Genomic DNA, 14,853 nt, shown 5'->3' with positions numbered 1-14,853 from the left:
TCCTTCAACAAGGGCATTTTCAGCCGATTGTTGGAGGAGGGATTTTTCTAAAAATAGACTGCCCCCTGAACGACGAATTAGAACAGAAGATTTCCTCATAATGGAAGACAGATGACGTAAAGTACAATTTACCAAAGTTGAGAGGTATGTGTTTCAACGGAACAGCCCTTTATTTTTGTTAAAATATAGAATTTTCTGATATATATCGATATAATAATAGATAATCAATCTTAAAACGAATAAAAAATAGAAACGGGGGAACTTATTTGGAAACTATCGTCCGAAGCCAGAGAAGTCGTACAAAACAAAATTTGTTCAAAAAGATTACGTTAATTGGCGCACTAGTTTTAGTATTAATCGTTACATCAGTTATTATTTGGGGATATCTTCAACTGAAAAAGCCTCTACCAGTTATTGAAGGGACGATACAACTTTCAGGATTACAAGAAACCGTAACGGTATGGCGCGATGAGAACGGTGTTCCTCATATTGAAGCAAAAAATGAAAATGATCTCTACTTTGCCCAAGGGTATGTAACGGCGCAGGATCGACTCTTTCAAATGGATTTAGGCCGTAGACAAGCCTCGGGAATGTTAAGTGAAGTGATTGGAGAAGCAACTGTTGAAAATGATAAGTTCTTTCGGACATTTGGGTTAAGAAGGTCTGCTGAAGGAACGATTGATCACTTATCGGAAGGTGCTATTATGGCATTAACAGCTTATGCAGATGGGGTGAATGCATTCATTCATGAAGCTAAAGAAGAGGGGACCTTACCAATAGAGTTTCGTTTCATGGGTTACGAACCAACGCCTTGGACAGTCGTAGACTCTATTACTCTAGGAAAGTATATGGCTTATGATCTAGGGGGCAATTGGGAAAGTCAGATGTTTAGACATTATTTAGTTCAAAACTTTTCAGAAGAGGAAGCACTTGAGCTATTCCCAACCTATCCTGCAGGAGGTCCACACGTATTGGATCTTTTGAAAGCGCATACATTGGACTTTTCGAAAAGTTTTGCCTATGCAGATAGCCCGAATTTAGAAAATGGTAGTAACAACTGGGTCATAAGTGGAGAAAAAACAGCATCAGGAAAGCCGCTACTTGCAGATGACCCTCACTTAGGATTAGCTACACCATCGATATGGTATGAAACGCATTTAAAATCACCTGAAGTGAATGTGACAGGGGTCATCTTTGCGGGAATACCGGGGATTATTGTCGGCCACAATGAACATATCGCATGGGGAGTTACGAATGTAGGCCCAGACGTTCAACAATTATATATTGAAAAACGCAATCCAGATAACCCATATGAATTTGAGTACATGGGAAATTGGGAGAAAGCTGAAGTCATAAAAGAAGAGTTGAAAATTAAAGGTGAAGAATCAATAGAGTTTGATGTCGTCATTACAAGACGTGGACCGATCATTTCAGAATTCGCTCACGATGATCAGCCAGACAGTGCGTTATCACTTCGGTGGACAGCGCATGATCCAACACCTGAATTAGATGCAGTACTTCGTTTTAATAAAGCTTCGAATTGGGAAGAGTTTGAGGACGCTTTAAGATATTTCCATGCACCTGCTCAAAACTTTGTGTTTGCATCAACGGATGGAACGATTGCTTATCGTGCGAACGGACTTATTCCTATTCGTAAAACGAATGAGGCCCTGTTACCTGTTCCAGGATGGACAGACGAACATGAGTGGCAAGGATATATTCCGTGGGAGGACCTTCCGACCATTATTAATCCAGACGGAGGCTTTATAGCGACGGCAAATAATAAAATTGTCGATGATAACTACCCATACCATATTGCTCACAGCTGGGCGCAACCGTTTAGGCAACAACGAATTGTTGATGTCTTATCGAGTAAAGACGTAATGTCAACTGATGATATGAAAGCTTTACAATTTGACCAGAAAAATTTACAAGCTGAAGAGCTGTTGCCGCTCCTTTTACCAACGCTAACATCACATAGTATGTTGCGAGAGATTGATCAAGAAGCCATTCGTTTGCTAGAAGAGTGGAATTTTGAAGATGATCCTAATTTAGTTGCACCGCTTATTCATCATTTATGGATCGCTTCGATATCAGATGTCTTGTTTGAGGAACGCATTGACCCTGATATGTTTAAACATTTTAGAGAGCGAAGAAGTGTTGTGGATGGACTGATCCGCCTGGCATCTAACGGTGAAGAGAGCCTTTGGATAGAAAGTCAAGGGGGATATCAAGAAGTAGTATTCCAAGCCTTTCAGCGAGCAGTAAATCGTGGGATTGAGATGCAAGGACCTAGAATGGAGAAGTGGTCATGGGGAGATTTTCATCAACTTACAGTGAGACATCCACTAGGCGCTATTGCACCTCTACATTTACTTTTCAATCCAACACCACAACCAGTAGGAGGAAGTGCAATTACGGTTATGGCGGCAGCGTGGAATGTAAATAGTGGAGAAGTCAATCATGGTGCGGGTTGGCGTGGTGTAATGGATCTATCCGATTTGTCTGAAAGCTACCACGTCGTTGTTCCAGGTCAATCCGGTCATGTGACGAGTCGTTGGTACGATAATCAAATGAATGATTGGGTAAATGGTAAGTATCACTCAACCAATATAAATCCAGAAACTTATCAAAAAACGAGTAAAAAATTAGAATTGCTTCCCACTGATTAAGAAAGAATTTTACACATTTTTGAACTACTCTCTTACTTTATTTTTCTGCTATAATTACTCTCGGAAGAATAGAGTGGAGGGTACATCATGATACGAACGATCATCTGGGTGATTTACTTAGCCCTTTATTTAATTTATAGTTTACCAACGTTGTGGAAAATGATGCGACTCAACAAATCAATTCCCGTCGAAGAAAGAGACCAAATATCAGGTGCGATGCCCAAGCGTTGGTCTCGTTCGCTCGTTAAGCTAGCAGGAGCGAAAGTGAACGTAGAAGGATTAGAAAATGTTCCGAAACAGGGTGCTGTATTATTTGTTTCAAACCATCAAGGCGATTTTGATATTCCATTGTTGTTAGGTTATATCGATAAGCCCAAGGGATTTATATCCAAGGAAGAAGTAAAAAAGGTTCCGATTGTGGGGCAGTGGATGACAGTGATCAATTGTGTATTTATGCAACGAAAAGATCGCAGACAGTCACTTCAAGCAATAGATGAAGGTGCAAATCTGTTACGAAACGGTCATTCCTTAGTCATTTTTCCAGAAGGTACGAGAAGTAAAGGAAAGGAAATGGGACGGTTTAAAGCAGGGAGTTTCAGGCTTGCTTTACAATCAGGTGTTCCAATTGTGCCCATTTCAATTAATGGTTCCTATAAATTGTTTGAAGAAAAAAAGCTAATCCAACCTGGGACTGTCGACTTAAAAATTGCGAAGCCGATCTATGCCGAACAGTATAAAGATATGGATGTAAAAGAAATCGCTAATCATGTTAGGGATGTTGTTCAAGAACAGCAATTAAAGAGGTAAAATAGAGCAATCATCATTGTTCGTTTAAGAGTTAAAAGTGATGAACGTCTCACAATATTAAAAAGTAATTACAATTACAAAAAATCGTATGGGAATTATAATTCCTATACGATTTTTTTGTATTTTGATTAGCTTAACTTTAACTTAGCTAACAGTCACACCAGCTTTTTAAATAAATATTTAAATAGTAGATATTTCTAATATTTTCTATATAATGGATGTAGAAATGTAGTTTTTCGTAGAAAAAACACCTTGAAGGAGTATATGAAGATGAATAGTATAAAGTTTAAAATGGTGGTTCTTTTTTCATTTTTATTTTTAGTATTAGGTTCAACCATAGGTTTCATCATGTTTCAATCTTCTTATAACTTAGTTATTGATTCGATTAGTGAACAAGCTGAGAGTATAGCTGAACATGCTGTTAATAGTATCGACCTTGAAGAATATGCAAAATTGGTAGAAGCAAATCGCGAGACAGACTATTATTTTGAATTAAGAAACCAGCTAAATAATATTAGGGAAGCTAACGGTGTTAAATATATTTACACAATGAATAAAACGGATAGTGAGCAATCGATTTATTATTATTTAGTAGATGGGATGCCAATCGGATCTGAAGATGCATCTGAGTTAGGTGAAGAAGAGGATATTACAGAATTCCCCGCCCTTTTGGAGGCATTTGAGACGGGAGAGGTAGTAGAAGGAGAATTAACAAACTCGGTTGAATATGGAGCTCTCTTATCTACTTATGTACCAATTAAATCAGGAAATGGGCAACTGCTTGGGATCTTAGGAGTGGATTTTGATGCTTCTGAAATCTATAGTTATTTACTAGAAAGTCAAAGGAAAATGCTGCTTACAACGGTTAGTTTGTTAGTGATTGGATTAGGTTTGATTTTTTGGATTTCAACCGTTATTACTAAACCTCTTACTCGATTAACAAAACAAGTAGAAAAAATAAGTCAAGGTGATTTAACTTTAAAAATAAATGAAAATCGCAAAGATGAGATTGGTAAACTAGCAAATGCAGTACAGGTTATGATCGATGACTTACATCTAATGATCCATGATATTAGAAATTCAGCGCATACATTAAATCAATCGTCAAACGACCTCTTACATGGTGCTGAAGTTACGGAGGCGATGGCTGTACAAACTTCTCAAGCAATGATTGAAACCGCAACCGGGACTACTGAACAATCTGTGGAAGCTAATACAGTTGTAGTGATGATGAGAGAAGCGACAGAAAAGTTAAACCAAGGGTCTGCCCAGATGGTTAGAACAGTGGAGGATGCTAAAATTTCAGTAACACAGGCGGAACAAGGAAAAAGTCAAATTCATGATACAATTCATCATTTAAACCAAGTGATAGAAAACGTAAAAGGTACGACGGCTACCATTCAATCACTATCGAAACGTTCAGATGAAGTTGGTAACATCATTCATGTTATTTCAGATATTGCCAATCAGACCAATTTGTTAGCTTTAAACGCAGCAATAGAGGCAGCACGAGCGGGGGAAAATGGCAAAGGGTTCGCAGTAGTTGCAGATGAGGTAAGAAAGCTGGCAGAACAGTCTGCCCGATCAGCAGAAGAAATCATTCATGTGATTAATGATATACAATCCGAGACTAAAGAGACTGTCCAATCGATGGAAATGAATTTACAAGGAGTTCAAGCACAAGTGAACTTAATTGATAAAGTTGGTCAATCTTTAAATGTTATTGTAGAAAAAGCCAATCATACAGAGGCGGATACAAAAGAACTAGAAAAACTGTTTAATGAATTGCATAGTGATGTCAGAAAAGTAGAAGAAGCAATTGTTCATATATCAAAGGTAACAGAACATACATCGTCCATTGCTGAAGAAGTTGCGGCATCATCAGAAGAACAGTGTGAGTCACTGAAAAATATGGTTAAGCATGTTGGTGATTTATCCGCGCTCTCCAATGAGTTAGAAAGCCATGTAGACAAGTTCCGCCTCAAATAAATAAAAAGAGGTAGCAGGTACCACTAGCGCTTTAAAGCACTGGTGGTACCTGCTACCCTTTTTAATGAGAAATGTATAAATAATTAAGTAGTATTTGCTAGACATTAAGGAATAAGTTCGTTGTAATAATATAGGTACATAATGTTCGATAGAGAAAGTTGGTCACATCATGAAACAAACCAAAACATGGCAAGAAAAGTTAAGACTGTTAATGTATATACTGATCCCGATCCTAATTACGCAATTAGGTCTTTATGGGATGAACTTTTTTGATACCGTGATGTCAGGACAAGCAGGGGCGAATGATCTAGCGGGTGTTGCGATCGGTTCAAGTATATGGTTACCGGTATTTACCGGACTTGTCGGTATATTAATGGCTTTAACGCCAATCCTAGCGCAAGATATAGGAGCAGAGAAGTACGATAAGATCCCTTTTTCCGTTATACAAGCGACGTACTTATCTATTGCAATTGTCATTGTCATTATTGTTGCGGGAATCATTTCTCTTAATCCAATACTCAACGCAATGAGTTTGACAGATGAGGTAAGAAGAATTGCCAAGCATTATTTAATCGGATTATCATTTGGTATATTACCGTTATTTTTATATACCGTGCTGCGTTGTTTTTTTGATTCACTCGGTCAAACGCGTGTTACGATGATCATTACCCTTTTAGCCTTACCGATTAATGTGTTCTTTAACTATATTCTCATTTTTGGTCATTTTGGTTTTCCGAGATTAGGTGGAGTAGGAGCAGGATATGCCTCTTCAATCACGTATTGGTTTATATTAGGGATCGCATTCTTTTTCGTTATAAAAGTTCGTCCCTTTTCAGAATACAATATATTCAAAACGTTCTTCCGCGTTTCCTTTTCCTCGTGGAAAGAGTTACTTTTACTAGGGTTACCGATTGGATTTACGATCTTTTTTGAAACGAGTATTTTTGCTGCAGTCACATTACTGATGAGTCAGTTTAATACTGAAACCATTGCGGCTCACCAAGCCGCCATTAATTTCGCTTCGTTACTTTATATGATACCGATGAGTGTAGCATTTGCTTTAACAATTGCTGTAGGGTATGAAGTGGGGGCCAAGAGATTACAAGATGCCAAACAATACAGTTATTTAGGAATAGGGTTTGCCGTCTTATTTTCGCTCGTTGCCTCCTTAATTTTATATGTGACAAGAGGTCCAGTAGCTGGCTTATATTCGAATGATCCAGCGGTGTTACTATTAATTAAGCAGTTCCTATTGTATGCGATTTTCTTCCAAATATCAGATGCATTAGCGACCCCAATTCAAGGCGCATTGAGAGGGTACAAAGACGTAAATATTCCATTCGTCATGGCTTTAGTTTCTTTTTGGATCATCGGTCTTCCGACGGGTTATATCACTGCTAATTTTACACCACTCGGTCCATATGGATATTGGGTAGGATTGATTGCAGGTCTGGGGTGTTGTGCGATCGCCTTGTTGTATCGATTAGTGGTCGTTCAAAGAAAATTTGCTGTAAAAGTGAGTAATTAGATCATTAAAATCACTTAATAAAATTATAAATATAGTCTGGAGTGAATGTCTTGGCAAAAAAGAAATATTATGTGGTATGGAGCGGGAGAAAAACTGGAATATTCAACACGTGGGCGGAATGCGAAGCGCAAGTAAAAGGATTTCAAGGCGCTAGATTTAAGTCATTTGAAAGTAAAGCAGACGCAGAAGCTGCTCTTTCTAACGGGAAGGCTCCGGCAAAAAAAACGTCTTTTACTAAGAAGCCCACTGCGAAAGGAAAAGAAGAAGCAGTTGGTGATGTTGTATGGGATAGCGTATCAGTCGATGTAGGCTGCAGAGGCAACCCTGGTATTGTTGAGTATAAAGGTGTGCACACCAAAACAGGGGAAATTCTGTTTTCTCATCCAGAAATACATATAGGAACAAACAATATGGGTGAGTTTTTAGCGATCGTACATGGACTTGCGTGGTTAAAACAACAAGGAAAAGATACAACACCGATTTACTCTGACTCGAAAACAGCGATGAAGTGGGTACGAGATAAAAAGGTAAACTCGAGCTTAAAGCGTGATAAAGACACAGAGTATATCTGGTCTCTGGTTGAACGCGCTGAAAAATGGTTGAAAACAAATACGTACAAAAACCCAATCCTAAAATGGCATACAGAATTATGGGGCGAAATTAAAGCCGATTACGGGCGTAAATAATTGGCTTATTCCAAGCTGTTAAAGAAGCAGTTTTGAATGAGAGATGATAACATAAAGTTGTCGATAATTATTGGATAGGGGGTTTAACAAATGAGCAAATCGTACGAAAACCTTCTTCATATGCAAAAAGATTATTTTTATAGCGGTGTAACCCATGATATCAATTTTCGAATTAAACAACTTAAGAAATTAAAAAAAGCTCTTAAAGCCAATGAAAAGAAGCTTAGTGAAGCACTTCGCAAGGATCTCAATAAATCAGACTTTGAAGCGTACCTTACTGAAATGGGCGTTCTTTACAGTGAGATATCAGAAACGATTAAGCATGTAAAAGGCTGGGCAAAGCCACGTAAGGTAAAAACGCCAATGACCCACGTCGGTTCAGACAGCTATATTTATCCGCAACCGTATGGGGTTTCGCTTATTATTTCACCGTGGAATTATCCGGTGCAATTAACAATAGCACCGTTAATTGGGGCAATCGCTGCAGGGTGTTGTGCTGTTATTAAACCGTCAGAATTAACACCGCACACATCTGCTGTTCTTGCACACTTTTTACAACAAACGTTTGAGGAACAATATGTAGCAGTCGTTGAAGGAGACGTAGAAACGAGCACAGCGTTACTTGCTCTTAACTTTGACCACATCTTCTTTACAGGTAGCGTTGCAGTTGGAAAAGTAGTTATGGCAGCTGCCGCAAAGCATTTAACACCAATTACTCTTGAATTAGGCGGGAAAAGTCCTACGATTATACATGAAGATGCAAAATTAGATATAGCAGCGAAACGGATTGCGTGGGGGAAATTTACAAATGCCGGGCAAACATGTGTGGCTCCAGATTACTTACTCGTGCATAAAAGTGTAAAAGAACCCTTTTTAAACAAATTGTATGAACAAATTAAGGACCAATTCGGTAAAGATGTTTCTCGGAATTCAGATTTTCCTATGGTCGTTAATGAAAGGCATTTCGATCGTCTAACTGGATATATGGAAGATGGGAGGATTCTCTTTGGCGGAAACTCCATTCGAGAACGGCGTTTTATCGAACCGACGATACTGGATCATGTCTCATGGGACTCCAAAGTAATGGAAGAGGAAATCTTTGGGCCAATCTTACCCGTTTTTGAATATGAAACGGAACAAGAGGTCATTGAGATGGTACGGAAACGTCCGAATCCATTGGCTCTTTACCTTTTTACAGAAAACAAAAAGACTGAGCAAAATATAGTCACTCATTTATCATTTGGTGGCGGTTGTATTAACGATGTCATCTACCATGTTGGAACGTCGCAATTACCATTCGGCGGAGTAGGTTCAAGTGGCATGGGCGCTTACCATGGAAAATACAGCTTTGATGCGTTTTCACATGATAAAGGAATATTACACCAATCTACTAAAATGGATATTCCACTAAGGTATCATAAAGCTAAAGGTGGATTAAAACTGCTAAAACGAATTATGAAATAAGAAACATACAAGGGAAGCTGACTTTACGTCAGCTTTTTTTTATGCAGCAGAGGCGGCGGTAACTTTTCGGTTTGATTTATTGAGCTTACATTGTGTATTGCCGGGTCTTTCTTTCTATTTTTCTAGCAAACGTCGACGCTAGTTCCACCTTATATGCTGGGAAGAAATTAGCGGACACACAGGCCCTTATTGCTATGCAAAAGGACCTTTTTCTTTATTTAGAGGACTCAGAAGCCTCTATTTACTAATATTAACGACAATTCTTAGTGATAATAAGCAAATAAGGACATCTCAGTCCGTTAAAACTAAATAGGCGTCCTCGCTAACGTCAGTAACAAGTTTGCAGCGTTTTTCTCATCAAAGGGTTTCACTTCCTTGATCAATTACACCATTAGTCTACTTCCTGCATCGATACCAAGACCAGTCCACTATCTATATTAATATAAAATTAAGAAAAAATTTACAATCCTGATTATTAAATTGTGTTATGTATAAAACCTAGATTTATCAACGGTTTTATTTATTAAGATTGTTAAGGGTTTGAAAAGATGTATGAACAACTTGGCCATTGGTATACTGTTCCAATTGTTATAGTGCTATACTACTAGAGTGAGAAAACTGTAGAGAAGCCCAAGATGTGGAAGGTGTTATAGATGAGATTAACAGTTCGGAAAAAGTTATTACTTAGTTTTGCAACTATTGCATTGTTTTTGATCGTCGTCTCAGGAATTACATTTTACCAAATGACAGAAGTTAATCAAAATTATCAAAGTTTGTTAGAAACCAATTCAGAAATGAATGCGATGTCTATAAGTATTGAACGCCTAGTAAATGAGCAAAGTACTAGTTTAAGAGGATACTTTCTTTCTAGTGATCCTTATCTAATAAAAAACTTAGAAGAAGCGAATGAGTCCATCCATCAAGTGATTGGGGAAATGAAGACAAGGGATATTTCAGATGAGGCGGAAAAACACCTCGACACCATTCTTCGTTTAAACGAAGAATTAAAAATAAGTACAACAGAAGCAAGACAATTCTTCTTTGTTCAACAGAGAAGAGCTTATGAAATGGTGAGTGAAGAAATAATCCCAATTGAGCAAGAAATGTTGGAAGCAACTACAAAGTTTTCGAATACGATTGAAAACGAATTAACGTTACATATCCAAAACACCGAACACTCTGTAAGTCGGACGTTGAACCTTGTTTTAATAATTAGTATTGTCGGTATTATTTTTTCTCTATGTATCGGACTAGTTGCTTCAAATATGATTTCTAAGCCGTTAATTCGACTATCAAAAATGGCTAATGAAATTGCTGGAGGTAAGATAACGTCAACAGAGGAAGTTTTTAAGGGGAATGATGAAGTTGTTGATTTATATCAGGCTTTTCAAAGGATGAGTGAACATTTGCGAACGGTAATGAAGCAAATTAGTGATCATTCGGTCCAAGTAAATCATTCAGCTCAACAATTAGCCGTTAGTTCCGAGCAGACATCAGAAGCAACTGAATACGTCTCGGTATCGATTGATGATATTGCCAAAGGAACAGAATTACAAACAACATCTACAAATGAATGTGTGATTGCGCTTGAACAATTGGCAGCAGGAATTCAAGACCTGGCTGAGTACTCTAAACATATTTCTAATGGAGCAAATACATCAATTCAATATGCTAATGAGGGACAAATGCTTGTAAAACAAACGGTAGATGGAATGGGATCTATTCGTCATTCTGTAGAACAGTCAGATGAAGTCATTAAGCAGTTGTATCAACGTTCCACAAAAATCGGTGCCATCTTAGAAATGATCAGTACTATTGCAGAACAGACGAATTTATTGGCTATTAATGCAGGGATTGAAGCAGCCCGAGCAGGGGATCATGGACGAGGATTTGCTGTTGTGGCAAACGAGGTTAAAAAACTGGCAGAACAATCTGCACATTCTACAATTGAAATTCGCCAAATTGTCCAACATATTCAAAGTGATACGAAGGAATCCGTTGATATGATCGGCGGAGTAACAGCGAAAGTAGAAGCTGGCATGGAGTTAGCAGCTGAAACAGAAGCAAAGTTCAACCTTATATTTGGCACTATTGATACCATTTCTGCTCAAATTCAACAACTGACTTCTGTCTCGCAACAAATGGTTTCTCAATCACAAGGTCTTATGCAAGCTATTGAAAATATTGCAAATATCGCAAGTTCAAATGCTGAAAATGCTGCAAATGTCAGTGCCGCTTCAGAGGAAACATTAGCTTCTATGGAAGATATTGTATCCACATCCACTTCCTTAAATAAGATGGCAGAAGCTTTACGCTCAATTCTCGACCAGTTTATGTATGAGAAGAAAACGGATCAAACGGAAAAGACGAGGTATAGAAAAAGTGAGACTTCTTCAGATGTTGATACTAACGACTCGAAAAAAATCACTAGATAGCAAAGTGTAGCCACCGTTTTGTATCCTAATAAAAAAACGAACCCTCTGAAAACAGAAGGTTCGTTTTTTAAAAATTAATTATAGAGGCGGCATATACAAATCTGAAGTTCCTGGTTTGACTAAACCTTCTAGTTCCAGGGCTAAAACCCATTGGTACATCTCTTCAGAAGTCATATAACTTATTACCTATGTCGTTACATGATGAAGTTTGTAAGATTTTGAAGCGTAAAAATTTATAAAATTTTATAGGAAGTGGCAGGAGATAACCCAAATAGATCGTATATTTATATAGTGTGAAAATTTAGATATTTAAATGATTGTCCAAAAAGTTAGGGGTACTAAAAATTGAACACAATAATTGAGATAAACACACCATATGCCGTCTCTCATTTGCTAGAAAGATTATCTGCTGACCCGCTGCATGTTGTCGATCGTATCAATCATGAGGTTAAAGTTCCGATTTATACTGAAAACAAAGTCGTGTCTGTTTCTTTTGTGCAAAACAACAATGGGGTAACGAGAATTACCATAATCGGTGATGTTCAAGATGAGGAAAAGGTTCTTGAAAAATTGAAGCAGATCTTTTTATGGGATGTCGATTTACAAGACATAACCGAACATTTTAAACATACGAAACTAGCACCTTTATTTGATATATTTTACGGTACACCTATCGTTTGTGATTTTGATCTATATGGTTGTTTAATGAAAACAATTATTCATCAACAGTTGAATATGAAGTTTGCCCATGAACTTACTTCTCGGTTTGTCAAAACGTTTGGGTTTGAAGTGGATGGAGTTCCTTTCTATCCTGAACCTGCAGTTGTTAGCAGGCTAGAGGTAGATCAGCTGCGCCAGTTACAATTTAGTCAACGAAAAGCCGAGTATGTTATAGATACATCTAAGAAAATAGCAAACGGTGAATTGGATTTAGAAGCCCTTCGTTGCGAAGGCAATGAAGAGATTATTGAGAAGTTAGTAAAAATACGTGGGATCGGTAAGTGGACAGCCGAAAACTTCCTATTATTTGGGTTAGGACGTCCTAATCTATTACCTGCTGCCGATATTGGAATTCAAAATGCACTAAAACGATTGTATGATTTAGAAACGAAACCGAAACTAGATAAGATATTAGAACTGGCAACGGAATGGGAGCCGTATTCAAGCTATGCAAGTCTTTATTTATGGCTGAGTACTGAGCGTCCACAATTGGTAGAGAAAATTTACCAAAAAGTAGAATGATACCATACCCTCGAACATAAAAATGTAAAGTGTGCAAAAACTAGAAGTAAAACATTTAGTTTGACTCTAGTTTTATATAAATAGTAAGCGCTTACAAAAAGCCTGCTGATTACAACTTCATTAGTTTATTAGTGATTACTAGTTTAGAAAATAAAGCTACTAGAAGCAGCCTAATCTTAGAAACAATTCTTTCATATGTGTAATCCGGCTTTAGCCGAAATTATAAATATTATAGGTTATTTTAGGAGGCGTTATTTATGATGAATGTACCATTAAACATTTCTTCTATGATGGAAAGAGCAGAAAAGTATTTTCCGAAAAAAGAAGTCATCACGAGAACACCAGCAGGGAACAAACGACTGACGTACAGTGAAATTGGTCAAAGAACAAGACGATTATCAAGTGCGTTACAGAAGTTAGGTGTAGAACAAGGTGACCGAGTAGGGACATTTGCATGGAACTCTAATCGTCATTTAGAAGCGTATTTTGGTATTCCAGGAATAGGGGCTGTGCTACATACGATTAATATTCGTTTAGCTCCAGAGCATATTTCTTACATTGTAAATCATGCTGAAGATAAAGTACTTCTAATAGATAGTGACCTACTGCCATTAGTAGAACGAGTGAAAGATAGTTTTAAAACTGTTCAAGCCTATGTTGTAATGACCGATGGAGAGTTACCGGAAACGAGTTTATCTCCAGTGTATTCGTATGAGGAATTATTAGCTGAGGGAGATCCAGAGTTTGAGTTTGTGAAAGATATTGATGAAAATTCTCCAGCAGGTATTTGTTATACATCAGCAACAACAGGAAATCCAAAAGGGGTCGTATATAGTCATCGTGGTATTTTTCTCCACAGTATGGCACTAGGAATGGTAGATACAGGAGGTCTGTCTGAGTCAGATCGTTGTATGGCTGTCGTTCCTATGTTCCACGCTAATGCTTGGGGAATGCCTTTTATCGCTACTTGGCTAGGTTCGACTCAAGTGATGCCAGGTGCACAGTTTACTCCGAAAGTTCTAGCAGAGCTTATAGAGAGTGAAAAAATAACAGTAACCGCAGGTGTTCCAACAATTTGGCTCGGTCTCCTTAAGGAGCTTGAGACGGGTGAATACGATACGAGCAGCTTAAGAGCAGTTCTTTGCGGTGGTTCAGCAGCACCTCCTTCTATGATTAAGGCGTTTGAAGTGAAGTACGGAATTCCGTTCTTACATGCCTATGGAATGACGGAAACGAGCCCGCTCGTCAGCGTTTCTAGGTTAAAAAGCTATGAAACGGATTTACCGGAAGAAGAAAAGTTATCTATTCGTGCAAAACAAGGTCTTGTCGTGCCAGGACTTGAGGTAAAAATCGTCGGTAAAGACGGTGAAGTGAAAATGGATGGAGAAGAGATGGGTGAACTTCTCATTCGTGGACCTTGGATTGCCAGCGAGTATTACAACGATGAAAGAACTAAAGATGCCTTTTATGACGGATGGCTCCATACAGGTGATGTAGCAACAATGGATGAAGAAGGGGTCATCAAGCTCGTTGACCGTACAAAGGATTTAATTAAAAGTGGTGGAGAGTGGATCTCTTCTGTAGATTTAGAAAATGGTATTATGGCGCATGAAGCTGTATTTGAAGCAGCAGTTATTGCGATCCCACACCAAGAATGGCAAGAGCGACCGCTAGCATGCGTTGTTCTTCATGACCAATTCAAAGATAAAGTTTCTAAAGATGATATTATGGACTTCTTACGTCCGCAATTTGCCAAATGGTGGTTGCCAGACGATGTGGTCTTCTTAGATGAAATTCCAAAGACTTCAGTTGGTAAATTCCTAAAAAGAGCATTGCGTGATCAGCTGAAAGAACATTATCAAATTCAATAAGACTGTAAAAATAAGCATCTAAATAGAAAAAAATCGGACATAAACCGTTCACGGAGCCAAGCATTTGCTTGGCTCTTAGTGGTTTGCGAAAAAATAACTAATTTATTTATTTACCATTTGTGTACAATTGGTAAAATAAAAGTAAGGGTTTGTAAAATT

General features: G+C 38.0%; 9 protein-coding genes. All 9 read left to right on the top strand.

From position 1 onward, the window contains the following. Positions 1-266: 266 nt before the first annotated feature. The 9 genes from ACNSTQ_RS12585 to ACNSTQ_RS12545 all read left to right on the top strand — a co-directional run bounded on the left by ACNSTQ_RS12585 (position 267) and on the right by ACNSTQ_RS12545 (position 14,694). A complete protein-coding gene (locus tag ACNSTQ_RS12585) occupies positions 267-2,672 on the top strand; it encodes a penicillin acylase family protein (protein ID WP_418200172.1) in 2,406 nt (801 codons plus the stop codon). Positions 2,673-2,759: 87 nt separating this feature from the next. Further along, positions 2,760-3,479: a lysophospholipid acyltransferase family protein gene (locus tag ACNSTQ_RS12580; protein WP_418200171.1), complete on the top strand. Its 720-nt coding sequence runs from the start codon at positions 2,760-2,762 to the stop codon at positions 3,477-3,479. Between the two features lie 270 nt (positions 3,480-3,749). After that, a complete protein-coding gene (locus ACNSTQ_RS12575; protein WP_418200170.1) occupies positions 3,750-5,468 on the top strand; it encodes a methyl-accepting chemotaxis protein in 1,719 nt (572 codons plus the stop codon). A 169-nt stretch (positions 5,469-5,637) separates the two neighbouring features. After that, complete coding sequence (locus ACNSTQ_RS12570; RefSeq protein WP_418200169.1) at positions 5,638-6,996, top strand: MATE family efflux transporter; 1,359 nt, start codon at positions 5,638-5,640, stop codon at positions 6,994-6,996. A gap of 50 nt (positions 6,997-7,046) precedes the next feature. Then, the gene (gene rnhA / locus ACNSTQ_RS12565; protein WP_418200168.1) at positions 7,047-7,682 is read left to right on the top strand and encodes a ribonuclease H; all 636 of its coding nucleotides are present in this window, start codon (positions 7,047-7,049) and stop codon (positions 7,680-7,682) included. 90 nt (positions 7,683-7,772) lie between these two features. Next, entirely contained in the window at positions 7,773-9,146 is a 1,374-nt protein-coding gene (locus tag ACNSTQ_RS12560; protein WP_418200167.1) for an aldehyde dehydrogenase, read from the top strand. Between the two features lie 653 nt (positions 9,147-9,799). Further along, positions 9,800-11,581 (top strand): methyl-accepting chemotaxis protein, encoded by a 1,782-nt coding sequence (locus ACNSTQ_RS12555; protein ID WP_418200166.1) that lies wholly within the window; start codon positions 9,800-9,802, stop codon positions 11,579-11,581. A 345-nt stretch (positions 11,582-11,926) separates the two neighbouring features. Further along, positions 11,927-12,823, top strand: a complete 897-nt coding sequence (locus tag ACNSTQ_RS12550; RefSeq protein WP_418200165.1) for a DNA-3-methyladenine glycosylase family protein — start codon at positions 11,927-11,929, stop codon at positions 12,821-12,823. Positions 12,824-13,080: 257 nt separating this feature from the next. Continuing rightward, a complete protein-coding gene (locus ACNSTQ_RS12545; RefSeq protein ID WP_418200164.1) occupies positions 13,081-14,694 on the top strand; it encodes a long-chain fatty acid--CoA ligase in 1,614 nt (537 codons plus the stop codon). The last annotated feature ends 159 nt before the right edge of the window (positions 14,695-14,853 follow it).

The organism is Alkalihalobacterium sp. APHAB7, assembly GCF_048323755.1.
In the GTDB taxonomy this organism is placed as follows: domain Bacteria; phylum Bacillota; class Bacilli; order Bacillales; family Bacillaceae_F; genus Alkalihalobacterium.
Note: the sequence above shows the minus strand (reverse complement) of the source record. Positions and strands in the feature narration are given on the sequence as shown.

Coding starts and splice junctions, on each gene's coding strand:
- ACNSTQ_RS12560 (WP_418200167.1), top strand. CDS start 7,773: ATGAGCAAATCGTACGAAAACCTTCTTCATATGCAAAAAGATTATTTT.
- ACNSTQ_RS12575 (WP_418200170.1), top strand. CDS start 3,750: ATGAATAGTATAAAGTTTAAAATGGTGGTTCTTTTTTCATTTTTATTT.
- ACNSTQ_RS12570 (WP_418200169.1), top strand. CDS start 5,638: ATGAAACAAACCAAAACATGGCAAGAAAAGTTAAGACTGTTAATGTAT.
- ACNSTQ_RS12580 (WP_418200171.1), top strand. CDS start 2,760: ATGATACGAACGATCATCTGGGTGATTTACTTAGCCCTTTATTTAATT.
- ACNSTQ_RS12545 (WP_418200164.1), top strand. CDS start 13,081: ATGATGAATGTACCATTAAACATTTCTTCTATGATGGAAAGAGCAGAA.
- ACNSTQ_RS12555 (WP_418200166.1), top strand. CDS start 9,800: ATGAGATTAACAGTTCGGAAAAAGTTATTACTTAGTTTTGCAACTATT.